Annotated in this window: 20 protein-coding genes; 11 read left to right on the top strand and 9 right to left on the bottom strand. The window is 58.2% G+C overall.

Features of this window, described 5'->3' with window-relative positions:
- The first annotated feature begins 7 nt into the window (after positions 1-7).
- Both HMPREF2927_RS00725 and HMPREF2927_RS00720 read left to right on the top strand, forming a co-directional pair.
- Positions 8-553, top strand: a complete 546-nt coding sequence (locus HMPREF2927_RS00725) for a YbhB/YbcL family Raf kinase inhibitor-like protein (RefSeq protein ID WP_070684712.1) — start codon at positions 8-10, stop codon at positions 551-553.
- A gap of 92 nt (positions 554-645) precedes the next feature.
- On the top strand, positions 646-1458 hold the full coding sequence (locus tag HMPREF2927_RS00720; protein ID WP_070684710.1) for an HAD-IIB family hydrolase: 813 nt from the start codon (positions 646-648) through the stop codon (positions 1456-1458).
- Positions 1459-1748: 290 nt separating this feature from the next.
- Here HMPREF2927_RS00720 and HMPREF2927_RS00715 read toward each other — a convergent pair whose 3' ends face one another.
- The 5 genes from HMPREF2927_RS00715 to HMPREF2927_RS00690 form a co-directional block, all read right to left on the bottom strand.
- A complete protein-coding gene (locus tag HMPREF2927_RS00715; RefSeq protein WP_070684709.1) occupies positions 1749-3080 on the bottom strand; it encodes a uracil-xanthine permease family protein in 1332 nt (443 codons plus the stop codon).
- A gap of 1324 nt (positions 3081-4404) precedes the next feature.
- Positions 4405-5490, bottom strand: coding sequence for an acyl-CoA dehydrogenase family protein (locus HMPREF2927_RS00705; RefSeq protein ID WP_070684705.1), 1086 nt, complete (start codon positions 5488-5490; stop codon positions 4405-4407).
- Positions 5491-5520: 30 nt separating this feature from the next.
- The gene (locus HMPREF2927_RS00700) at positions 5521-6045 is read right to left on the bottom strand and encodes a DUF4242 domain-containing protein (protein ID WP_070684703.1); all 525 of its coding nucleotides are present in this window, start codon (positions 6043-6045) and stop codon (positions 5521-5523) included.
- Positions 6046-6292: 247 nt separating this feature from the next.
- Positions 6293-7483, bottom strand: a complete 1191-nt coding sequence (locus tag HMPREF2927_RS00695; protein WP_070507411.1) for a Fic family protein — start codon at positions 7481-7483, stop codon at positions 6293-6295.
- Between the two features lie 332 nt (positions 7484-7815).
- The gene (locus tag HMPREF2927_RS00690) at positions 7816-9276 is read right to left on the bottom strand and encodes a peptide MFS transporter (protein ID WP_070616250.1); all 1461 of its coding nucleotides are present in this window, start codon (positions 9274-9276) and stop codon (positions 7816-7818) included.
- Positions 9277-9584: 308 nt separating this feature from the next.
- Between HMPREF2927_RS00690 and HMPREF2927_RS00685 the strand changes: the two genes are divergently transcribed.
- From HMPREF2927_RS00685 to HMPREF2927_RS09175, 7 genes are all read left to right on the top strand, one after another.
- Positions 9585-9917, top strand: a complete 333-nt coding sequence (locus HMPREF2927_RS00685) for a rhodanese-like domain-containing protein (RefSeq protein WP_070684701.1) — start codon at positions 9585-9587, stop codon at positions 9915-9917.
- Positions 9918-9944: 27 nt separating this feature from the next.
- On the top strand, positions 9945-11549 hold the full coding sequence (locus HMPREF2927_RS00680) for an anthranilate synthase component I family protein (protein WP_070684699.1): 1605 nt from the start codon (positions 9945-9947) through the stop codon (positions 11547-11549).
- Between the two features lie 65 nt (positions 11550-11614).
- Positions 11615-12196 (top strand): orotate phosphoribosyltransferase, encoded by a 582-nt coding sequence (pyrE, locus tag HMPREF2927_RS00675; protein ID WP_005504234.1) that lies wholly within the window; start codon positions 11615-11617, stop codon positions 12194-12196.
- A gap of 123 nt (positions 12197-12319) precedes the next feature.
- The gene (locus tag HMPREF2927_RS00670) at positions 12320-13066 is read left to right on the top strand and encodes a TrmH family RNA methyltransferase (protein WP_141754860.1); all 747 of its coding nucleotides are present in this window, start codon (positions 12320-12322) and stop codon (positions 13064-13066) included.
- 266 nt (positions 13067-13332) lie between these two features.
- Positions 13333-14148 (top strand): hypothetical protein, encoded by an 816-nt coding sequence (locus HMPREF2927_RS00665; protein WP_070684697.1) that lies wholly within the window; start codon positions 13333-13335, stop codon positions 14146-14148.
- Positions 14149-14236: 88 nt separating this feature from the next.
- Positions 14237-14647, top strand: a complete 411-nt coding sequence (locus HMPREF2927_RS09180; RefSeq protein WP_246827312.1) for a hypothetical protein — start codon at positions 14237-14239, stop codon at positions 14645-14647.
- A 176-nt stretch (positions 14648-14823) separates the two neighbouring features.
- Complete coding sequence (locus tag HMPREF2927_RS09175) at positions 14824-15075, top strand: hypothetical protein (RefSeq protein ID WP_246827311.1); 252 nt, start codon at positions 14824-14826, stop codon at positions 15073-15075.
- Between the two features lie 231 nt (positions 15076-15306).
- On the opposite strand, the gene HMPREF2927_RS00655 is transcribed toward HMPREF2927_RS09175, so the two are convergent.
- From HMPREF2927_RS00655 to HMPREF2927_RS00645, 3 genes are all read right to left on the bottom strand, one after another.
- Positions 15307-16359 (bottom strand): ornithine cyclodeaminase, encoded by a 1053-nt coding sequence (locus tag HMPREF2927_RS00655; RefSeq protein ID WP_005504242.1) that lies wholly within the window; start codon positions 16357-16359, stop codon positions 15307-15309.
- A 275-nt stretch (positions 16360-16634) separates the two neighbouring features.
- Complete coding sequence (locus tag HMPREF2927_RS00650) at positions 16635-18230, bottom strand: amino acid permease (RefSeq protein ID WP_070684695.1); 1596 nt, start codon at positions 18228-18230, stop codon at positions 16635-16637.
- Between the two features lie 306 nt (positions 18231-18536).
- Entirely contained in the window at positions 18537-18923 is a 387-nt protein-coding gene (locus HMPREF2927_RS00645; RefSeq protein WP_070684693.1) for a cobalamin ABC transporter ATPase, read from the bottom strand.
- 263 nt (positions 18924-19186) lie between these two features.
- Here HMPREF2927_RS00645 and fbaA point away from each other — a divergent pair, with 263 nt between their 5' ends.
- Positions 19187-20212, top strand: a complete 1026-nt coding sequence (gene fbaA, locus HMPREF2927_RS00640) for a class II fructose-bisphosphate aldolase (protein WP_070684691.1) — start codon at positions 19187-19189, stop codon at positions 20210-20212.
- Positions 20213-20395: 183 nt separating this feature from the next.
- Here the strand turns inward: fbaA and HMPREF2927_RS00635 are convergent, their stop codons facing one another.
- Positions 20396-20977 (bottom strand): arsenic metallochaperone ArsD family protein, encoded by a 582-nt coding sequence (locus tag HMPREF2927_RS00635; RefSeq protein ID WP_044150000.1) that lies wholly within the window; start codon positions 20975-20977, stop codon positions 20396-20398.
- A gap of 338 nt (positions 20978-21315) precedes the next feature.
- Here HMPREF2927_RS00635 and HMPREF2927_RS00630 point away from each other — a divergent pair, with 338 nt between their 5' ends.
- Positions 21316-21828, top strand: a complete 513-nt coding sequence (locus HMPREF2927_RS00630; RefSeq protein ID WP_044150002.1) for a PTS sugar transporter subunit IIA — start codon at positions 21316-21318, stop codon at positions 21826-21828.
- Positions 21829-21865: the final 37 nt, after the last annotated feature.

The raw sequence follows: 21865 nt of genomic DNA, 5'->3' as shown, positions 1-21865 counted from the left end.
GAACATCATGACCAACATCGGTACCGCACCCCTGCCCCGCGAACCCTACGCGGGCCTGCCCGAACTGCCCGAATTCACCCTGACCTCCACCGACATTCAGGACGGCGGCACCGCCCCCAAATGGATGCTCTCCTCCCTCTTCGGCGTGGCGGGCGGTCAGGACCGCTCCCCGCAGCTGTCCTGGAGCGGATTCCCCGAGGGCACCAAGTCCTTCGTGCTGACCTGCTTCGATCCGGATGCGCCGGTCCCCAGCGGCTTCTGGCACTGGACTGTCTCCAATATTCCCGCCACTGTGACCAGCATTGACACTGACGCAGATGCACCCGCCGGCGCCCTGACGCACCGCAATGACGCCGGTGTGGCGGGCTTCCTGGGTGCTGCCCCTCCGGCTGGTCACGGCCCGCACCGCTACATCTTCTGCGTCACCGCCGTGGATGTGGAGAAGCTCGACATTGACGAGAACGCCAGCCCCGCCGTCGTGAACTTTAACCTGCTCGGCCACGGTCTGGGTCGTGCGTTCCTGACCGTCACCTACGCGGAACCGGCGGCATAGCGGTACACCGGCACAGTCTCACCAGACCCGCACCCTGCCAGCCCTGCACCCTGACCAGCACCGATACACCCCACCACTGAAGGCATATCTGCATGATTAAACTCATCGCCAGCGACCTGGACGGCACCCTCATCGGGCACGACTTCCGGTTCCGTCCGCGTACCTTGCGCGCCCTTGAGGCCGCCCGTGCCGCCGGGATTGATATCGTCTTTGTCACCGGCCGCCCGAGCCGCTGGCTCACGCCCCTGCGCGAGCAGACCGACTTCGACTCCTACGCCATCTGTTCCAATGGTGCCGTGGTGTACCACCTGGGCGCGAACGAGGTGGAAGAAGTCAACGGCGCTGATCCCGCGGTGATTGCCCGTACTCACGAGCTGCTGGAGCCCATGTTCCCCGACGCCACCTACACCCTCGAAACCGTGGACACTGTCTACGTTCAGGGCCCTCACGAGGGCGGTGAGGTGCTTGAGGGTGCCCGCGTGGTGGAGGCGAAAATCGCCGATGCGCTCGAACGTATTGGTTCAACCCCGGTCATTAAGTACCTGATTCGTGTGCCCGGCATGGACCCGGATATTCTGCAGGCGCGCGTGCATCAGGCGGTGGGTTCGCTGGTGTCGGTGACCCGCGGCGTGGTCGGTGAGCCGCTCATCGAGATGGGCTCTAAGACCGTGAATAAGGGGCGGATTTTGGAGAAGTTCGCGGCACGCCACGGCATTGAGGCGCACGAGGTGATGGCGTTTGGTGACATGCCGAATGACGCGGAGATGCTCTGCTGGGCGGGAGAGGGCTTCGCCATGGCCTCGGGTCAGCCGGCGCTCATTGCGAAGGTGGGCCGTACCTGCCCGCCCTTCCATGAGGACGGTGTAGCGCAGACGATTGAGGCGATGCTCGCCGAACGGTCCTAGCCGCCTAGCCCTAGCTATCCAGCACGAGCCATCCGGTGCTAGCTATCCAGCGCTAGCGGCTGGGTGAGCCTCCGCAGACATAACTCAGACATAAACTTTTATGTCTACACATAAAAAATTTGAGTCTGATTTATATCTGATTTGTGTTTAAGCAGGGTGGCAGTTGTATGTAACGTCCAGAAGAGGCAAAAGCGGCCCGGATGGAAACCAATCCATCCGGGCCGCTTTTTTACACCCTACGCCTCAGGAGAGAATCACTCCCAACGGACGTAAGCGTGAGGAGCTAAAACCTAGTGTCCTTCAGACTTCGACGGGTCAAAAGGCTCCAACGGATCGCCAGCAGCCTTCGTGTACTTCGCGATGAAGGTCATCAAGTGGAAAACAATCAGAGTCGTTGCGGTACCCAGAGCAATACCTGCGAAGGACAGTTCTTCAAAGACCCAGGTGTAGTCCGCAATACCAACAATCAGTGCCACAGCAGCGGTGGTCAGGTTGATCTGGTTCGAGAAATCAACACGGTTCTCGCTCCAAATACGAACACCGAGCATACCGATCATGCCGTACAGAACGGTTGCGGCACCGCCCAGAACGCCCGCCGGGACGGTAGCAATAGCGGCACCGAACGCGGGGAACATGGACAGGCCAATTGCGAAGATAGCCGCCACCCAGTACGCCGCAGTGGAGTACACCTTAGTCGCTGCCATCACGCCGATGTTCTCAGCGTAGGTGGTGGTACCCGAACCGCCACCGAAACCGGCGATGGTGGTTGCCAGGCCGTCCGCCATGAGGGCACGGCCGGAGTAGTCGTCCAGGTTGGTGTCAGTCATCAACGCAACGGACTTCACGTGGCCAATGTTCTCAGCCACAAGCACCAGAATCACGGGGATGAACAGGCCAGCGAGCTCCCAGTGGAACTCGGGGGTCTGGAAGTGCGGCAGACCAATGATGCCCTGAGTCTCAACGGTCTTGTGGATGGTGGAGAAGTCCACCTCGCCGCGAATCACAGCGGTGATGTAGCCGATGCCCACACCCAGCAGGATGGACAGGCGACCAATGATGCCCTTGAACAGCACCGAAATCAGCACGATAGAGCACAGGGTCACCAGTGCGGTAATCGGTGCCTTCATGAAGTTGTCCTTAGCGCTGGGTGCCAGGTTGAAGCCAATCAGCGCCACAATTGAACCGGTCACAACCGGGGGCATGAGCTTGGTCAGCCAGCCGGTGCCAGCGAACTGAACAATCAGACCGACCAGGAACAGGGCGATACCTGCCATGACAATGCCGCCGAGCGAACCCGCCGGGCCGTGCGAGGAGCCCGCAGCGGCGAGGGGTGCAATGAACGCGAAGGAAGAACCCAGGTAGGAGGGGACGCGCCCGCGAGTAATGAGCAGGAACAGGACCGTGCCGATACCCGAGAAGAACAGGGTGGTTGCCGGCGGGAAACCGGTCAGTAGCGGCACGAGGAAGGTTGCGCCGAACATAGCAACCACGTGCTGCGCGCCGATACCGATGGTGATCGGCCATGCGAGGCGTTCGCTCGGTGCCACAACAGAACCGGGCTTGACGGTGCGGCCATCACCGTGAATCAACCAGTCAAAGCCGAGAAGTTTAGAGATGCTCAAAGGGAGCTCCTGAGGTGAATGTGGTGGTGTATAAAATTCCACATAATTCTACGCGTATGCGGGTGTGGGTCACAGCTAAACGGCTATAAATATGAGCAGGGATACGTTGAGTGGGGCATATATTCTCTTATAATGAGCCCCAAACCCCTAATATATAGCCCAGAATGCATTAATACCCCGTATATGCAGTTCTAGGCATATACGGGGTATTAATGCAAAGAGCGAATAAAAACACTCGCTACACACAGCTCAATGGCTTAGAGAGCGTCACGCAGGTTATCCAGGTGATCGTAACGCGCCAGCTCATAACGCAGGTGACCCTCAGTCGGGGAATCAGCCACGTAACCGGCGCCTCCAACAACCTGCAGCTCAAAGTGAGTAGCAGGAGTGCTAGGAGGGTCGTGAATTGTGCTGGGGTCAGGCAGGTAGTACGGTGAGAAGGCAACGGTTCCTACCTGTGCGTGTATGGTTGGTGGTTGGTTTTTTGTATTTCACCATCATACGTGGACAAGAGGTGAGGGGCCGTTGTTTTTCGGTGTGGTGAAGAGTGGTTAGGCGGTTGGGGTGTTATACCCCTAATGAATAACCCTCCTTAATCCTCCTTTGACCTATTGGCGTTACGTATAGTCTCGTACGCTCGTGAGCTATCTGAGTTTTTATTGAAGAGAGCCCAGATAAGCGAAATGAGGCCGATTACTGCGAATACGAAACCGACTTTCGCAGGGTCTACTACACCCCATGAAATATTCTGCATGGTTAGCCAGGCTACTCCGCCTACGAGAATTGAGATGATGCTCCAGAAAATTTCTTTCGATTTTTCGGTTTTCATGATGCCTACCTTCCTTATGAAAAAGCTTTCATTCTTAAATATATATAGGGGTAAAAGTATGCGAGTTTCAAATTAAATAGGCGGGGAGAATCAGCTAGAAGAATTTACTGCCTTCGGCACTGGCGTAGCAGGCGGGAGGCAAGCGCATCCAGAATAATGTCGAGCAGTCCGATCACCAGGGTCGCTGTGAGCATTTCAGCGGGCGTTGAGAATCTCGTAGCCCAGGCCGGTGGAAATACCGAGCATTTCAACCCGGACAATAATAACCCAGCCGATACCCAGCGCTAGACTCGCCGGGTTCAAGGGTCAGGTTTACCCCGTGCCGAACCCGGGATGCTCCTACTGGATATATCTTCACAGCATTGCGAATAGGTAAAGCAAAGAATTCATGATGTATACACGTGTGTAAAAAATGGATAAATAGGCTCTTGGTGTGAATAAACGGATTTTCACCGCTTTATTCACACCAAGAGCCTATTTAGCAAAGGGGAACCGCTACAGCGCTGCCTGCAAATCCTCTAAGTGGTCGTACTTTGAGAGCTCATAACGCAGGTGACCCTCAGTCGGGGACTGAACCGGCAGGAACGACGCCTCACGCAGGCGACGAGCAGTCGGGGAGTCAGCCACGTAACCGGCGCCTCCAACAACCTGCAGCTCAAAGTGAGTAGCAATGGTTGCAAAGTGCGAAACACCCAAACGCAAGCTCAGCAGGTCACGACGCTCAGCACGCTCCGGCTCAGAGGCCAGGCGAACCAGTTCCTCACGCAGGCTCTGGTACTCCGCCAGAATCAGCGGGAACTCAGGACGGAACACGCCCTGCGAGACGTCCAGGTGCTTAGCAGCCTCCTGCAGGGCGCCAGCGGCAAGACCCAGGCAGAACGACGACTGAACCAGCAGGAACGGCGCGGTCACATCGTGCAGGAACGCCTCAATATTGTCGCTCAGAATGTCCTCGCTCGGAACGAAAACGTCCTCGAACTTCAGAGTGCCAGACTCGGTGCCGTTCAGTGCCAGCAGGTTGCGGTGGTAGTCAACGCTCAGACCCTCAACGTTCTGGCGGACAGTCACAATGTAGCGGTTCGGGTGGTTCTCCGGGGCGTTCTGCACAGCCACCGGAAGAACAATCACGCCGCCCGGGTACAGGTTCGACGCCCACGACACGGAACCGTTCAGCTTCAGACCGCCCTCAACGAGGGTGCCCTCCACCTTGATCGGTGCCAGGCCCGAAGCCTCCTTGTACGCTGCCGCCATCGCGGTGGTGCCGCTGACGGTTGCATCCGCCAGACCCTCGGGCAGCTCGCGGCCCACAGCGTCAAAGAACGCGATGGTGGAGCGGTGAGCCCACAGGGAGAACGCCGTGGAGGCATCCTCGGTGGCAAGGTCGAACGCTACCGACACCTGGGGGACCAGGGAGCCGCCGTCACGGCCCAGGGTAATCAGGCCGTCCTTAGCGATTTCGCGCAGGTTCTCGAAGGGGGAACGCTCGCCACGGTCAACCGCGCTAGCGTGGGTTCGGGCGAGTGCGAGCACCTGCTCGCGCTGGGGGTAGTCGTAGAGGGGTTCGAGAGTGAACTCGGACATGGGGTTTCTCCTAAGCGGGGAGTGTCACATCTATGCGTGCAGCTTGAACAGTCGGTCAATGGGGGTGCTGACGGCCTTACGGGCGCGAACAACAGCTTCTTCGTCGGGTGCGTCGTAGAAGCAGAGGCACTTTGCGGTGTCTTCGCGAACGTAGGTGCGCAGGAAGGAAACCTCGGGTACTTCAGCGTACTTGGGGGCGTTTGCCTTCTTGCGGGTCAGGTACTGTTCCATGGTGATTTCTGCGGGGATGTCCCACTCAACCAGGTAGTCTGCGTCCTTCTTGAGCTTCTTGATGTCTTCGAGCTCTGCGCCGACCAGGCGGACTGCGTCGGGGCCTGCGACGGCTGCGCGCTCACCGATGGCTGCGGTGAGGTCGGGGCCGAATGCGGTGTTCTCGGATTCGACGATGACGAAGACAATCTTGTGGTCTGCGGAGACCTGGGTTTCGATGAGCTCTGCGCCGTGGCTCAGGGACGAGTTGACGGTCTCGATGAGTGCGGTTGCTTCGTCCTTGGACGGCTGCGCGGGGGTCAGTTCTACCAGGTAAAGTGCCATGATGTTCTCCTCGGCTTAGGGTTGAAGGGTTGTTCCGGAAGGGGCCTTCCGGTTTGTTATGGATTCACCTTAGACCCGTGGTTGAGGGCTGTCTAGTAGATTTCTGTTCGTGGCTTAATACGTCCTTTTTGACTCTAATGTTCGTCATGTGTGTTCATGCGGAGACATAAATCGTCACAGTTCCGTGCATGGGAACCCGCCTACAGCCGCAGAATTTTCGCGTGGGTTATCGAACCCGGAGGCGCATCTATCCGCGCCGTCCCGCTCGTGCTGCAAAGTCGTCGAGGGCGCGGTTGAGAGCGGGGACAGTCCACACTTTTTGCCCCTGAATTTTGACGCGTTCTTCACGCAGAATTTGCAACTCCACCATGCGGTTGAGGAGGCGATACACACTAGCCCGGGACCCCCGCGTGTGTTCCTCCACCATGCGTGCGGTGAAGGCGGGCTCGGTACAGCACAGGTCGGTGAGGGAACGCAGGAGAGGGGTTTTACGCTGGGCAATGGACAGCACCTCATCGCGCAGGGTTTCAATGTCTTGCGCCAGGATTTCTGCGTTGGTAATTGCCTTCTGTGTGGCGTCGATGAAGAGCTCGATGATGGGCTCGGCATCGCCTGCACGGTAGTCGGTGAGCGCCTGAATGTACCCATCGGTATCGTGCAACAGCCCGGAGGAGACGGGCAGAATCACGTGGCGGGTGACGCCGCAGGCGAGCAGGAGCGCGGAGATGAGGGCTCGCCCGGTTCTGCCGTTGCCGTCAGTGAAAGGGTGAATCGTTTCAAATTGGGCGTGCGCGATAGCCGCCTGCGCGAGGGGGTCAATATCGCGGCGGTTCATGAAGGCTACAAGGTCTTCGAGGGCGGCAGGAACCCTCTCGTGATGCGGCGCCACATAGTCGGCGGTTACCGGCGAATCGCCCTTAATCCACACCCACTGGGTGCGGAGTACGCCGGAGTCCTGCTGTAGGCCGCGGGTCAGTTCGCGGTGCATCGCGAGGATGTTATCGACGCTAATGTTTTCTGCGGTGTTCAAGGCTGCACGCATGGCGTGAACGTTGCGTGCCACCAGCTCGGCGTTAACGCCAACTTTCGACCCGCTTGCACCCAGGACAGCCAGTGAGAGCTTGCGGGCACTAACGGTGAGGTTTTCGATCTGCGAGCTGGAGGCGGATTCGCCACGCAGAAGAACCGCAGAGAAGGGGATGCCGCCGATGTGGTGGAGCCGCTCATCGAAGCGGGTCATTGCGGTGGCGTTCTCCTGGAGGCGCGCTCGCAGTGCGGGGCTGAGTTCGACGTTGAGTGCGGCAATGGAAGCGGGTACGGCGCTGGAGAAGGTGCCGGAGTTGCGGCGCGTTGCGCGTCGGGAGGCGAGGGCGTCCCGGTGAACCCAGGGGGTTTGCGGCTCCCATGTGAGGGCGGGCCAGGTGGTGGCTGAGGGCATGGTTCCTCCTCCTGGGTGTCGTTAATGCTGGTCGTGCTTGAGGGGTCTTAATAAGACAATACACTTCAATTTTCTTATTAAGGCGCTTAATAAGAAAATCTGCGCGGATTGTCTCATTAAGGAACATGCTCCGAACGCCCCTCCTGAACCCCCCTCGACATTCCGGGGCTCCGACTGCCGGGAGCATACACCGGGGCATACACTGGAGCATGTACCAGGGCGTACAGCAAGGGCCCTGAACCCTTGGTAATTCAAGGATTTGGGGCCCTCACATCTACACGCTCACGCTGCCCGAAGCAGCGAGTTGGCAGTGTAGATAAGCAACTTTGTGGCTACTTCACGCCGCGCATCATCTTCTGAACCGGCTTGTGCACCAGGAACAGCAGCACACCGGTCGCGATGGTGATAATACCCATCCAGGTGAAGTAGGGAACTTCAGTTTCCATGCTGTAGAACTGAGCCAACCAACCCGACAGCACGGTACCCATTGCCACGGAGGTGAAGTACAGCGCCATCATGTTCACGCGGTGCGCCTTCGGTGCGAGCTTGGTCGCCAGCGAAATGCCCACCGGGGAAATAATCAGCTCAGCGATGGTGCAGACGAATAGAATCAGCACAATCCAGCCGACGTTCACGCTCTGAACGCCCGCCTGAGCGAGGAAGATCCAGAACGCCAGGCCAATAATAATCAGCGCTGCGGAGAACTTCAGGGTGGTGACCGGCTGGCGGTCACCCCACTTGGTCCACAGGGCGGAGAACATCATGCCGAAGACGATGATGAAAATCGGGTTGATGGAGTTGACCAGGTTCGGGCTCAGTTCCATGCCCAGGATGTTCCAGTTGAGGCGCTCATCCGAGTACACCGCCATGACGGTGAACTGCTGCTGGTACAGTGCCCAGAACACGGCGTTTGCAATCCACAGGGGAATGAATGCGGTGACGCGGGAACGCTCATCAGCGGTGACGTCCTTAGCGGTCAGCAGCTGAGCGAACAGGGCGATAGCGCCGATGAAGATGAAGCCCATGACCCAGTTCTTGAGGTTGTCTGCGGTCATCAGGCCGGTTGCCAGCAGGATACCGAGAACGACCACGATACCCACCAGTGCCAGGAAGAAGTTACGCTTCTGAGCGCTGGTGAAGGGGGTGCCCACGTGGTGTACGGAGGCGGGCAGGTTCTTGCGGGTCAGCGAGTACTGAATCAGACCTGCTGCCATACCGATAGCAGCCAGGCCAAAGCCGAGGTGGAAACCGCCGGTGCTCCAGCCCCAACCGGTCAGAATCGGGCCGATGAGTGCACCGGTGTTCACGCCGATGTAGAAGATGGTGAAGCCCGCGTCGCGGCGGTGGTCGTTGTCCGAGTAGAGGGAGCCGACCAGCACGGAGGCATTACTCTTCAGACCACCGGAGCCGATAGCGACCAGCAGCAGACCAATCACCACACCCGGAATGCCGGGGATGAGGGAGAGGGAGATGTGGCCCGCCATGATGCCGATAGCGGAGTAGAAGAGGGTACGCTCGGGGCCGAGGAGGCGGTCACCGAGGATGCCGCCAAGAATTGCCATGAGGTACACGACTGCACCGTACGCGCCGATAACGCCGGTGGCGAGGGCCTGGTCGAGACCCAGGCCGCCCTTGTCGGCGGTGTAGTACAGGTAGTAGATCATGATGCCCTGCATGCCGTAGAAGGAGAAGCGCTCCCACATTTCTACGGTGAACAGGTTTGCGAGCATACGCGGGTGGCCGAAGAAGGTCTTGGTTTCCTTGGGTTCGGCACCTGTGATGGTGTGAGACATGGCGGAAATCTTTTCTGTGTAAGCCTGGGGTTCTGTGTGACCCGGACAATATGTATTTAAGTCTATACCCTTATAGGTGTATATGTATACATGAATGTTCTTGTATTACGTATGATTACCTCCTAAGTAGTGCATGAAAAACCATTTCGATTTTTTCGTATGCACCACTTCCGAATCTCACACACCCCCACATACCGGGCTAGATGCGCCACGCACCCCCAAAGCGCTAGAGTAGAACCACAACTATGCCCACCCGGCACCCCGCCGTGCCGACCGGCTCGTTCTAGTTCAATTCAAAGGAGAAAATCATGACTGCTGTACCCCAGGTTGACCCCCGCGACGTTCCCGAAGGCGCAACCATCATCGACGTGCGTGAAGACTACGAGTGGGAGGGTGGCCACGCGACCGGCGCCAAGCACATCACCCTCGGCACCATTACTGAGCGTCTGGCTGAGCTGCCCGCACCCGGTGAGGACTTCTACATCATCTGCCACGGTGGCGGCCGTTCGAACCGCGCGGCAACCTTCCTGCGTGAGCACGGCTACGCCGCACACAACATTGCAGGCGGCACCAGTGCGTGGTTTGCTGCCGGCCTGCCGATGACCAGCGAAAACGGCGAAGCACCCGCAGTCGTTCACTAAACCGCCAATTCGTCTGCACGCCATACAATGGAGTCCGTGACTAAAACTTCCGCGGACCGTATTTTTTCTACCCCGAACGCTCCCGCATCTGCCTCCCCGAATGCCCTGCCGAGTACTCTGCAGAGCATCCCGTGGGATGCGCAGACGCGGGAGCTTATCGTGCGCCCGCTTCCTTTCGCGGTGAACTGCGAGGAGGCGTACCCGCTGCTGAGCGGTGGCGCTGAGTATTCCTTCTGGCTGGATTCCGCGCGCGAGGAGTCGCCCATGTCGGTTGCCTCGTATGTGGGTGTGGTTCCGGCGCAGCTGTCGCCCCTGCGCGTGGATTCGGCGCGTGCGGCGGCTGAGTCCGGCGGGGAAGACCCCTTCGCCCAGCTGGAGGCGGCGCTCGCCTGCGCACCGCGCGTGCACCCGGATACCGCGGCGGCAACCGGTCTGCCCGAGGGTTTGCGCGGCGGTTACGTGGGCTATTTCGGATATGAGGCGCGTGCCGCCATGGGTCTGGAGCACGGCCACCCGGTACTGGGCTACCTGCCGGCGCATGAGGCGCCGACCCCGGATTCTCTGTGGTTGCCGGCGGTCCGCTACCTGGTGCATGAGCATGCCCGCCCGGGGGCTGCGGCGCGTAGCTGGCTGGTGGGTGATGAGTCATGGTGTGAGGCGGCAGAACAGATCCTGAGCGTGGCGCTGACTCCGGTGCTGAATGCGGCTCTGACTGTGGCGGGGGAGCGCGCCTCCGAAAATGCTCCCGTCAACGCCCCCGTCAATGCCCCTGAGCTTGCCGAGCTTCTGCTCTTCCCGGCACCCGCCGCGGAAGCCTACATGGACTCCGTTCGTGCTAGTCAGCACGAAATCTACGAGGGTAACAGCTATGAGGTGTGCCTGACCGCGCAGACGAACGCGCGCATCCCCAACCCGAGCCCGGAGCTTTTCTTTGAGCTGTACCGCCGCCAGCGCGCCCACAATTCGGCGCCGTATGCGGCGTATTTGCGGTGCGGTGATTTTTCGGTGCTTTCTTCCTCGCCGGAGCGTTTTTTGAGCGTGGATGAGCAGCGTAATGCCCAGACGAAGCCGATTAAGGGCACGGTGCCGCGCGGGGCCACCCCGGAGGAAGACGCCGCGGCCGCAGCTTGGTTGCGTACCGATGAGAAGACCCGCGCCGAGAACCTCATGATCGTGGATTTGCTGCGTAATGACCTGTCCACGGTGTCTGACCCGGCGTCCGTGCGCGTGCCCGTGCTCATGGGCGTGGAGAGCTATTCGACGGTGCATCAGCTGGTGTCTACGGTCAGTTCGCGTCTACGTGAGGGCGTGAGCGCGGTGGCTGCCGCGCGGGCGTGCTTCCCGGGCGGTTCGATGACGGGTGCCCCGAAGCCTTCGACCATGCAGATTATTGAGGGCCTGGAGGGTCGCGCTCGCGGCGTGTATTCGGGTGCTTTGGGCTTTGTGTCGGCGGATGGTTCGGCGAACCTGTCGATTGTGATTCGCACGCTTGTGGCGCACGATGACGGCGCGGTGACTCTTGCCGCCGGTGGTGCGGTGGTTGCCGATTCGGATCCTGCCGCCGAGTATGAGGAGATGCTGACGAAGCTGCGCGCCGCGTTGCCGCCGTCGGTGGGCCGCGTGGTGGAATAGCCTAGCGCTGGAATAGCACAGGGAATAGCCTGCGCCGCCTGCACGTGAGCCGCTACACTTGAACTATGACTAAGCTTTCTGAAAACCTCCCCATTGAAGAAGCCCGTGAACGCCTGCGCCAGCTGATTATGGAGCTGGCTGTGGTGCGCGGGCACGTGGTCCTCGCCTCCGGCAAGGAAGCCGACTACTACGTTGACCTGCGCCGCATCACTCTGCACCACGAGGCTTCTCGCCTGGTGGGTCAGGTCATGCTGGACCTGCTGGATAAGAACGGCATCGAGTTTGAGGCTGCTGGCGGCCTGACCATGGGTGCTGACCCGGTGGGTACCGCGATTATGCGTGCCGCTGGCGATCAGGACCGTGCGATTGACGCGTTTGTGGTGCGTAAGGCTCAGAAGTCTTACGGCATGGGCCGTCAGGTGGAGGGCCCGAGCGTTGAGGGTCGCCGCGTGGTTGCTGTTGAGGACACCTCCACGACCGGTGGTTCTGCGCTGACCGCTGTTGAGGCGCTGCGTAAGGCTGGTGCTGAGGTTGTGGCGGTTGCTGTGATTGTTGACCGTGCGACCGGCGCTAAGGAGCATGTGGAAGAGGTTGCGGGCGTTCCGTGCCTGTACGCGTACTCGAAGGACGAGCTGGGCCTGGACTAGTCTCTACTGGCTTGGACTAGGACCTCGTGAATTTTTAAGACGATCCCGTTGCGGCGGGTGAACCCGTGCCGCTGGCTACTGTGTGTGGCTGGTGGCGCGGGTTTTTGTCTGTAAGATGGCTCTGTGGGCGCCGGAGTGGCGCTGGTTGTTGGCGTGAAGGTGGTTGTGATGGTTGAGAATCGTGAGGCGGCTGAGGCTGTACCTGCGGAGGCGGCTGTAGCTGAGGCTGTTGAGGGTACTGAGCAGGGTACTGCCCGTTTTGAGGTGGGTGTGGGCCCGTGGGAGGGCCCGTGGCCTGAGGGCGACCACTGGGATGAGGAGCTGCTGCGTGAGGGCGACCGCCGTAACGTGGTGGATAAGTACCGTTACTGGTCGATGGACGCGATTATTGCTGACCTGGATACGCGCCGCCATGATTTTCATGTGGCGATTGAGAATTGGCAGCATGATTTGAATATTGGCACGGTGGTGCGTACTGCGAATGCGATGTTGGCGAAGGAGGTCCATATTATTGGGCGTCGCCGCTGGAATCGTCGTGGTGCGATGGTGACGGATCGTTATCAGCATGTGCGTCATCATCCGACGATTGGGGATTTTGTGGCGTGGGCGCAGGCTGAGGGCCTGGAGATTATTGGTATTGATATTTTTCCGGATTCGGTGCCCCTGGAGACCTATGACCTGCCGAAGAAGTGTGTGCTGGTCTTTGGTCAGGAGGGCCCGGGCTTGTCGGAGGAGTTGCATGCAGCGGCTAGGGATACTCTGTCGATTGAGCAGTTTGGGTCAACGCGTTCGATGAATGCGGCGACGGCTGCGGGTATTGCGATGCATGCGTGGGTTCGCCGCCATGTGTTTGGCCAGATTCCGTCGTAGCCTGGCGGCTGTTTATGAGGTGTTTAAAGGTTCCGATGCGTTGTGTGCGCGTCGGAACCTTTTTTGTTGGGGGTTGGGGTGGCTTAAACCACGCATGGAATTACCTAGGCGTGTTAGTGTTAACGCAAATCACAGGAGATGTGAGAATCGCACTCTCAATTTCGGTTTAGGGTATGCGATGGATTTCCTGGCTTCGGCTCGCCAATGGTTGCGGGTTGTGCATATGAATGACCGCGACGTCATTCCCCTGAAAGGAGTCGGTAACAATGAAGAAATCTGCTGCTCTGTTCGCCTGCTTTGCTTTAGCTTTAAGTTCTTGCGCCGCTGCGCCTAAAGATACTAGCCTCAAAGCCCAGCTGGATTTTGAAAATAACTATATTACTCTTCCGCTCGACGAATACGACATGAGTGACCAGGCCCAAGATATAACATATAGAGCGCATTTGTTGATTCGTAAAGAGTGCTACGCGAAAAAAGGATACGATTTTGAAATTCTAGAAAATGGCTGGGTTTCTGGCAAGGCCGCCCAGTACGGCCTCTGGAATGTGAAGCATGTGGCGAATCATTTTACGTTCCTCAAAGTCGGAGAAGAGCAGGATAGGATTTATAAGAGCATCCCTGAAGACGTCAGGGCCAGCTGCCGCGAAGAGCATCGGGAAGAGCTGGATATGCTCTATTTTGATGTGGCTGATGAGGAAAAGTACCGCCCTGTCGGTCGTATCCGTAGTGAAGCGTACCTGCGTGCGCAGGGTGACCCTGAATGGAAGAAAGCCCGCTCAGATTGGTGGGACTGTCAGCGTGAGGAAGGGTTGACGCCTCGCACCGGGGACGGTGAATGGACGAGTAAAGAATTGGCCAGTCTGAATGCTGATGATCCCAAAGTGTTGGAGGAGGTTATCCGCCTGGCGACCATTGAAGCTCAATGTAGTGAGAAGGTGAGGTTGGCTCAGCGTTTGGGTGATATTGAGGCGTCCTATCAAGGTCCTTTGATTGAGAAGAATCAGGCGCTGCTGAATGATTTGAAGGCCTATCGTGATGCGAAGATAGCGAAGGCGCGTGAAATTATCGCCACCCACCAGTAGATATCAGCAACAAGCAGATAGCAGCCCTTGGGATAATTGGGGTAACTCCGTTTGAACGCTACAACGAGGTATGGAGGAGGAAAAGCCTATGCGTAAGGCTCTCTCTGCGGTAGCAGTATTCTGCCTGCTGGGGGCGTGCGTGTCCTGCTCCAACAGCGCCGAGCGGGACACCTCACGAAAAGCTGTTCTCGATTATTCAAAGAACTATATACATCTTCCACTGGACGAGTATGCCTTCGATGAACTAACAGTCCGTACGGTGAGCACGGCGTGGCACACGCTCATGTCCGAATGCTACGCGCACCACGGGCAGTCCTACGCTGTGCCCTCAATAGACACCCCGCAACCGGGAGGCCTATACGGTAGCTGGAACGTCGAGTACGCCAAAAAGTACGGGTACTCCCAGAAGGAATCCCGAGGCCCAGACGATTCAGCATCTCCCGAGGCCCAGACGATTCAGCATCAGACGACATCAACGCCCGGTGCCAAGAAGAGGTGAAAACCGCATTCTCTGACGTCGAACTGGACGAAAAAGAATACCGGTTTGTAGGAGAGCTAAACTCACAGGCATACACCTACGCCTCCCAAACCGATGAGTGGAAAAATATTCGCTCAGAATGGTGGATCTGCCTGCGTGAACGCGGGCTAACCCCCAGAGAAGGAGAAGGTGACTGGATGTCCGAAGAAAGCGCACATCTCATGGCTTCCTCCCAAGATAACGAAGAATCTAAGCCGGAGGAAATTCGCCTCGCAACCATCGAAGCTGAATGTAACCAGAAAGTGGGTATGGCTCAGCGTCTGGGTGATCTTGAGGCGTCCTACCAGGGGCCGCTGATTGAGAAGAATCAGGCGAAGCTCAACCAGCTGAAAGAAGAGAAAGAAAAGCGTGTGGCGAAGGCGCGCGAAATTATTGCCACCCGCCAGTAGCCACACCCGCTGAAGGGTAGAACGGGTGAACCAGCCGCAGAATGCTCACAAGTTGCCCATAAGAAAATCCGCGCACAAGAATCCGTGCATACGAAAATTTCATAAGAAGGAGCCGGGGAGTGTTACCACTCCCCGGCCCTCACTTTATTCACTCTCAACCTCGCAGCCCATGCCAGCGCACCTACAGGCTCGCCGGCTCAAAGCCACTCAGCGTTAGGTTACTTGAGCCCTTTAGCCCACCGGAACGTTAACGTTCACCAGCGAGTACAGATCCTTCGGATCATCCGGGCTAGCAACCAGGTCAATGAACTGCTGCAGGTCGGTGTCCTGCGTGGCCGCACGGGCATAACGCAGACCCGAGAAGTCAGCAATCGCGAAGCCCACCGAATCAAACAGGGTAATCTGCTCATCCGACACGCGGCCCGGCTCCTCGCCGGTCAGAACCTTCCAGAACTCCACCACCGGGAAGTCCGGGTCCTTCTGCTGAATTTCGCCCTCAATGCGGGTCTGCGGCGGGAACTCAACGAACACGGTGGAACGGTCTAGAATTTCGCTTTCCAGCTCAGTCTTGCCGGGGCAGTCGCCACCAATAGCGTTCAGGTGCACGCCGGGCTTTACCTGGCGGTCCAGCAGAACCTTCGCCTGCTGCTTATCGGCGGTGCAGGTGGTAATAATGTCGGCACCCTCAACAGCCTCGTCCACGTCCTTAGCCAGGTGGATGCGGAAGCCCAGCGGCTCCAGGTTGCGGCGGAACTTCTCCATCGCGTGCGGATCAACGTCGTAGACGGACAGGTCCTCAATACCGAGCACAGCGCGCATACCCAGCGCCTGGAACTCAGACTGCGAGCCGGTACCAATCATCGCCATCTTCTTCGAATCCTTGCGTGCCAGGTGCTTAGCAACCATGGCGGACACGCCAGCGGTACGCAGCGCGGTCAGCAGGGTCATCTCAGCCAGGAACACGGGGTAGCCGTTGTCCACGTCAGCGAGCAAACCGAACGCGGTCACGGTCTGGAAGCCGCGTGCCGGGTTCGACGGGTGGCCGTTCACGTACTTGAAGGAGTAGGTGATGTTGTCGGAGGTGGGCATCAACTCAATTACACCGAAGGGGGTGTGGGAGGCGACGCGCGGGATCTTGTCGAAGCTCTGCCACTTCTTGAAGTCTTCTTCGAGGAAGTCGACCATGCCGGCAATGATGTTGCCTACGCCGTCCTTCTGAATCCACTTCGCCATCGAGGCGACGTCAACAAATTCCACCGCGTGTGCGCTAGGACGTTCAGTCATGATTTTCTCCTTTGAATATCTGCACAAAACTTCTTTGTGCATCTGGTGGTCACTGCGGATATCTATTATCTCAAAATATATTGCAGGACACACCGTATTAGAAATGCTGTAGATATGTACTTTGCTTTATGTATTACACGGATGTAATACGGAAGCGAACACGAAAAGACGTGCAGGGAGGGGGCTCTAGAGTCTAGGGCTAGGGTCTAGAACCCCCTCATTCGCCTTCACCGGGATTTCACTGGGATATCACGGGATCGGAGGTTGCCGTCGGGTTAGTTGCCCTTCGGCTTGCCCTCGTCCTCAAGGTCACCCAGGTCAATGTGGGTACGAGGCTCCGAAACGAGCTTCTTCACCACGGGGCGGGCAGCAATCACGGGCACGGAACCGGTGTAGCCTTCACGGACGCGAGCAATCTCGTTGACGCGGTCACGAACCGTGTACCAGCCGATAATCAGCAGCGGGATAACCAGCAACAGCGATGCCAGGGTGTAGGTGCCGACCGGGTAATCCAGTGCCATCAGCACCAGCACAACAGCCAGGAAGACCATCACAGCCCAGTCGCTGAAACGACCGCCGGGTGCACGGTAGTTGGGGCGCTTGTACTTGCCCTCGCCGACCAGCTTCAGGTACTTCTGGTGCGACATTGCGATAGCCGCCCAGCTAGCCATGGTGCCCACCGAGGCGATGTTCAGCACGACCTCGAACGCCTGCTCGGGAACGAAGAAGTTCAGCACAACACCGAAGAGGCCAATCACACCGGTCAGCAGAATACCTGCCACCGGAACGCCGGAGCGGGACACCTTAGTGGTGAACTTCGGTGCCGAACCTGCAACACCCATCGAGTGGAGGATACGACCGGTGGAGTACAGGCCAGCGTTCAGCGAGGAAGCAGCCGCGGTAATAACGACCAGCTGCATAATCGGTGCGGTGCCTTGAATACCGATAGCGTCGAAGAAGGTCACGAACGGCGACTCTGCGTCCTTGTATGCGGTGTAGGGCATGAGCAGGCAGAGCAGAACCACGGAGCCAACGTAGAAGATCGCGATACGCCAGATCACGGTGTTGATAGCGCGAGGGATAACCTTCTCAACGTTCTTGGTTTCACCACTGGTGGTGCCGACCAGCTCAATACCGGCGTAGGCGAACACAACGCCCTGAACCACGATAAGAGCGGGAAGAATGCCGTTGGGGAAGAAGCCGTCATTGGCTGCAATAAGGCTCAGGCCGGGGGTGACGCCGTTGATGGGCTCACCGAAGACCAGGTACCAGATACCTACCGCCATGAAGGACAGCAGGGCAAGAATCTTAATGAGTGCGAACCAGAATTCCAGCTCACCGAAGAGCTTCACGGAGATGAGGTTTAGAGCCACGGTGATGATAACGACGATGAATGCGCTAAGCCACTGGGGAATGTCTGCGAAGAACTGGTTGTATCGACCGAACCAGCTGATGTAGATGGCGATAGCGGTGGCGTCTGCAACGGCGGTCATTGCCCAGTTCAGCCAGTACAGCCATCCGGATACGAATGCGGCCTTTTCGCCGTAGAATTCGCGGGTGTAGGAGACGAAGGAGCCCGAGGAGGGGCGGTGAAGGATCAGCTCGCCGAGGGCTCGAAGGATCAGGTAGCCGAAGAAGCCGATGACGGCGTAGATGACGGCGAGCATGGGGCCTGCGTCCTGCAGGCGGCTACCGGTGCCCAGGAACAGGCCGGTACCAATAGCGGAACCGATGGCAATCATCTGGAGCTGACGTGCGCCAAGCCCCTTGTGGAAGCCTTCCTGCTCGTGTGCGAACGGGTCATCTGTGGGGGGCTTAGTGTACTGATCCGCTGCAGAAGTCTGCGGGTTCTTGTTCGGTGAGGTGCTCACGCTATACCTCCTTGGATAGTTACGTCTAAAGCACGTGCTACACGAAATGTGGTTGGGAACACGTCTATGGGTTGTAATGACTATAGCACGGTAATTTAGGTAAATATAACTCACATCACGTAATAATTTATATACATATAATGCATATCTTATGAATATATTTGGTTCATGTTGTATTGTGTGGTTTTCATTGTTTTGTGAAATAGATTAATTGAACTCTGAGTCCAAAAAATCAATTCCCCCACCAGTACACAGCACAAGAGCACCCACAACGGGGTGCTCTCACAACCTATTCAGAACGGAGGTCTAGCCATCCATGAGGCGATCAATCTTCGCCCGCAATGCACGCTCGCGACGATTCAACCACCACCAGCTTGGCCAACGCATCAACGACTTACGGCCCACCTGCACCACCGAGGGGAGCTTCGCCTCCGCAAGCGCCACATCAATCTCGTGGTCACTCGCACCCTCATCACGCATTTTCTCCATCAACTCAAGGGATTTCGCCATATCGCCATGCCCCAAAACATGCAGACTCTTACGCTCCAGAACCTCATCCAACTGGGCGCGCACCGGGGCAATAGCCGCCGCATTCGGATGCTCACGCTCAGCACGACGCTGTGCCTGGCGGGCACGCTTCTCACGTTTTGCGTCGAGCTGTTTCGGATTATTTTTAGCGCTCGCCTTGCTCATAGGAGGATCCTTTCGTCGCGTCCGGGTGATGTGTACGCTGGCCTGCACGCACAGAAGACATCAAGTCATTAACACCTCTACTTTACCGCGGTATTTCGCGGAAATTTCGCTGCAGTAAACCCAAAAAAACCCACAAAAAATTAACGATAAATAAGTCGTATCTTGGTAAAATAGTGCGAGTAGGAGGCGTCTCGCGCGCCAACAAAAAATGGTGAACCGGCCCAACATCGGTAACCGGTCGCATCTATCCAAGGAGTCAGCATATGGCTATTGCAACCCCCGAAGTTTACGCAGAAATGCTGGAGACCGCGAAGGAAAAGGGCTTCGCGTATCCCGCAGTGAACGTGACCTCCTCCCAGACCCTGAACGCTGCTATCCGCGGCTTCGCAGAGGCTGGCTCGGACGGCATCATCCAGGCATCCACCGGTGGTGCAGCATACTGGTCCGGCGCTTCCAAGAAGGACATGGTCGTTGGCTCCCTGGCCTTCGCAGCATACGCACGCGAAGTTGCTAAGCAGTACGACGTGAACATTGCACTGCACACCGACCACTGCCCCAAGGACAAGCTGGAAGGCTTCGTCCTGCCCCTGCTGGCAGAGTCCGAGAAGGCTGTTGCTCGCGGTGAAGACCCCATCTTCAACTCCCACATGTGGGACGGCTCCGCAATCGACCTGGACGAGAACCTGAAGATTGCTGCTGAGCTGATCGAGCGTACCTCCAAGGCAAAGCTCGTTCTCGAGGTTGAGATTGGTGCCGTTGGTGGCGAGGAAGACGGCGTTGAAGGCGCTATCGACGACTCCCTGTACACCACCGTTGCAGACGCAATCAAGACCGTTGAGGCAATCGGCCTGGGCGAGAAGGGCACCTACATGGCTGCTCTGACCTTCGGTAACGTTCACGGCGTGTACAAGCCCGGTAACGTTCACCTGCGCCCCGAGCTGCTCAAGGAAATCCAGACCGAGGTCGGCGCTAAGTACGGCAAGGGCGACAAGCCCTTCTACCTGGTCTTCCACGGTGGCTCCGGCTCCACCGAGCAGGAGATTGCAGACGCAGTGTCCTACGGTGTTATCAAGATGAACATCGACACCGACACCCAGTACGCATTCACCCGCCCCGTTGCTGGCCACATGTTCAGCAACTACGACGGTGTGCTGAAGGTTGACGGCGAGGTCGGCAACAAGAAGACCTACGACCCCCGCGTTTGGGGTGCAGCTGCAGAGGCAGGCATGGCCGCACGCGTGGTCGAGGCTTGCCAGCAGCTCGGTTCCGTCGGTACCTCCATCAAGTAAGGTGCTGTTCGCCCGCCGCAGCTCCCGTAGGTGCTGCCGGGTGTGAACCTAAGCTTCGTTAAGCGAAAGCGGTGCCCGCTTCCTCATCATGAGGAGGCGGGCACCGCTCTTTGTTTATGCAGTTCTTTGGGTGCGCAGTTTAGAACCGGGTGAGTCGGGCGCTCGTTGCCGGCAGGGGTGGGTTTACTTGCCGCCGCAGCCGCAACCACCGCATCCGCAGCCGCCGGACTTCACAGCCACCGAACCGGAGGTGGGGATACCGTCGCCGGTGTCGCCACCCATGAGGTTCACGCGGTTGCCAATCTCGGGGCCGCCGACCGGCTGGGGTGCCTTACCCGCCAGGGTTGCCGCGAAACCGGCGGGTTCGCCGCTCAGGTTCGGGATCATCGACGCCGCCGGGGAACCGGACGGGCCGCACGCAGCCGCTGCCGCGTTCGCCTTCGGCTGGGCGACCAGGTGTGCGCGGGAGAATCGCTTAATCTGCTCGGCAGTCGGGTAGGAGAAGGACACCTTCACCTCACCGTTGACGAGCATGAGCGGCAGAACCTCGCGGCCGTTCATCTCAATCTGCTCCGCCACGGGTGCGCACTCTTCAAATGCGGAAGGGTAGGAGTCGGTGGAGTACACCTCAATGTCCACGCCCGAATCCAGCGCCTCCTGCGCGGCACCCAGGAACTCGGAGCGCTCCATATCCTGCGGATCCTCCGGGTTCTCGCCGGGACCCGGAATAAATACTTCAAGAACGGTCTCAGCCGCTTCAGTCATCAGTTTCAGCCTTTTCTCTCTTATGGGCACCGGCTCGGGGGAGGGGTGCCAGTCCTTCACTAAGTGTACTCGCGACCTCAAGAGTGCAGAAGTGTGAGTTGAAGTTCCAGATTTGCGGAATATTTGCAGAATTCGAGTCGAATGACCCTCAGCTCGTGAGCTACGGGTTTAGGTGTTGTATTCTGAGTGCATATGCACCGGAGTGTGCGAACCCTGCAATTCAGGCAGGCGCCGCCCGGTGTGAAACCAAGAAGGCAACGACGCCCGCATCCGACGCGGACGCATCAGCGCTACAAATACACGCTATTCATAGCGCAACACGACCAGAAGGAGCATACATGTTCGGTTTCGGCAAGAAGAAGAAGGAAGCTGCCGCACAGGAAGCATCGTCCGCAGACGTCTACGTCGCACCTGCTACCGGCGAGTACCTGCCGCTGAGCGAAGTCTCCGACCCCGTTTTCTCTCAGGGCGTTATGGGCGACGGCTACGCAGTGAACCCCACCGCAGGCACCATCGTCGCACCCGTTGCAGGCACCATTGCACTGATTCAGGACACCCTGCACGCATTCATGCTCCGCACCGAAAACGGCGGTGAGGTACTGGTCCACATCGGTATCGACACCGTTGAGCTCGGCGGCGACGGCTTCACCAAGCTCGCTAACGTAGGTGACAAGGTTGAGGCAGGCGCACCCATTATCGAGGTCGACTGGGCAGCTATCGAGGGTCGCATCCCCTCCAAGGAAACCATGGTGATGATTACCAACACCGCAAAGTTCAACATCTCCAAGGACTCTGAGTCCCGCCGCCCCGTTGCAGCCGGTGACCGCGTCGCTCAGGCATCCAAGAAGTAAGCTGAACCAGCGAAAATAGCTCAGCTTCAACAGCGGT

The sequence above is a fragment of the Rothia sp. HMSC061E04 genome, from assembly GCF_001813685.1.
Taxonomy (GTDB): Bacteria; Actinomycetota; Actinomycetes; order Actinomycetales; family Micrococcaceae; genus Rothia; species Rothia mucilaginosa.
Note: the sequence above shows the minus strand (reverse complement) of the source record. Positions and strands in the feature narration are given on the sequence as shown.

What these genes read in the sequence shown, in the direction of transcription:
- HMPREF2927_RS00725 (WP_070684712.1), top strand. Translation starts at nt 8, where the DNA reads ATGACCAACATCGGTACCGCACCCCTGCCCCGCGAACCCTACGCGGGC.
- HMPREF2927_RS00720 (WP_070684710.1), top strand. Translation starts at nt 646, where the DNA reads ATGATTAAACTCATCGCCAGCGACCTGGACGGCACCCTCATCGGGCAC.
- HMPREF2927_RS00705 (WP_070684705.1), bottom strand. Translation starts at nt 5,490, where the DNA reads ATGTCCGAGTTCACTCTCGAACCCCTCTACGACTACCCCCAGCGCGAG.
- HMPREF2927_RS00700 (WP_070684703.1), bottom strand. Translation starts at nt 6,045, where the DNA reads ATGGCACTTTACCTGGTAGAACTGACCCCCGCGCAGCCGTCCAAGGAC.
- HMPREF2927_RS00695 (WP_070507411.1), bottom strand. Translation starts at nt 7,483, where the DNA reads ATGCCCTCAGCCACCACCTGGCCCGCCCTCACATGGGAGCCGCAAACC.
- HMPREF2927_RS00690 (WP_070616250.1), bottom strand. Translation starts at nt 9,276, where the DNA reads ATGTCTCACACCATCACAGGTGCCGAACCCAAGGAAACCAAGACCTTC.
- HMPREF2927_RS00685 (WP_070684701.1), top strand. Translation starts at nt 9,585, where the DNA reads ATGACTGCTGTACCCCAGGTTGACCCCCGCGACGTTCCCGAAGGCGCA.
- HMPREF2927_RS00680 (WP_070684699.1), top strand. Translation starts at nt 9,945, where the DNA reads ATGGAGTCCGTGACTAAAACTTCCGCGGACCGTATTTTTTCTACCCCG.
- pyrE (WP_005504234.1), top strand. Translation starts at nt 11,615, where the DNA reads ATGACTAAGCTTTCTGAAAACCTCCCCATTGAAGAAGCCCGTGAACGC.
- HMPREF2927_RS00665 (WP_070684697.1), top strand. Translation starts at nt 13,333, where the DNA reads ATGAAGAAATCTGCTGCTCTGTTCGCCTGCTTTGCTTTAGCTTTAAGT.
- HMPREF2927_RS09180 (WP_246827312.1), top strand. Translation starts at nt 14,237, where the DNA reads ATGCGTAAGGCTCTCTCTGCGGTAGCAGTATTCTGCCTGCTGGGGGCG.
- HMPREF2927_RS09175 (WP_246827311.1), top strand. Translation starts at nt 14,824, where the DNA reads ATGTCCGAAGAAAGCGCACATCTCATGGCTTCCTCCCAAGATAACGAA.
- HMPREF2927_RS00655 (WP_005504242.1), bottom strand. Translation starts at nt 16,359, where the DNA reads ATGACTGAACGTCCTAGCGCACACGCGGTGGAATTTGTTGACGTCGCC.
- HMPREF2927_RS00645 (WP_070684693.1), bottom strand. Translation starts at nt 18,923, where the DNA reads ATGAGCAAGGCGAGCGCTAAAAATAATCCGAAACAGCTCGACGCAAAA.
- fbaA (WP_070684691.1), top strand. Translation starts at nt 19,187, where the DNA reads ATGGCTATTGCAACCCCCGAAGTTTACGCAGAAATGCTGGAGACCGCG.
- HMPREF2927_RS00635 (WP_044150000.1), bottom strand. Translation starts at nt 20,977, where the DNA reads ATGACTGAAGCGGCTGAGACCGTTCTTGAAGTATTTATTCCGGGTCCC.
- HMPREF2927_RS00630 (WP_044150002.1), top strand. Translation starts at nt 21,316, where the DNA reads ATGTTCGGTTTCGGCAAGAAGAAGAAGGAAGCTGCCGCACAGGAAGCA.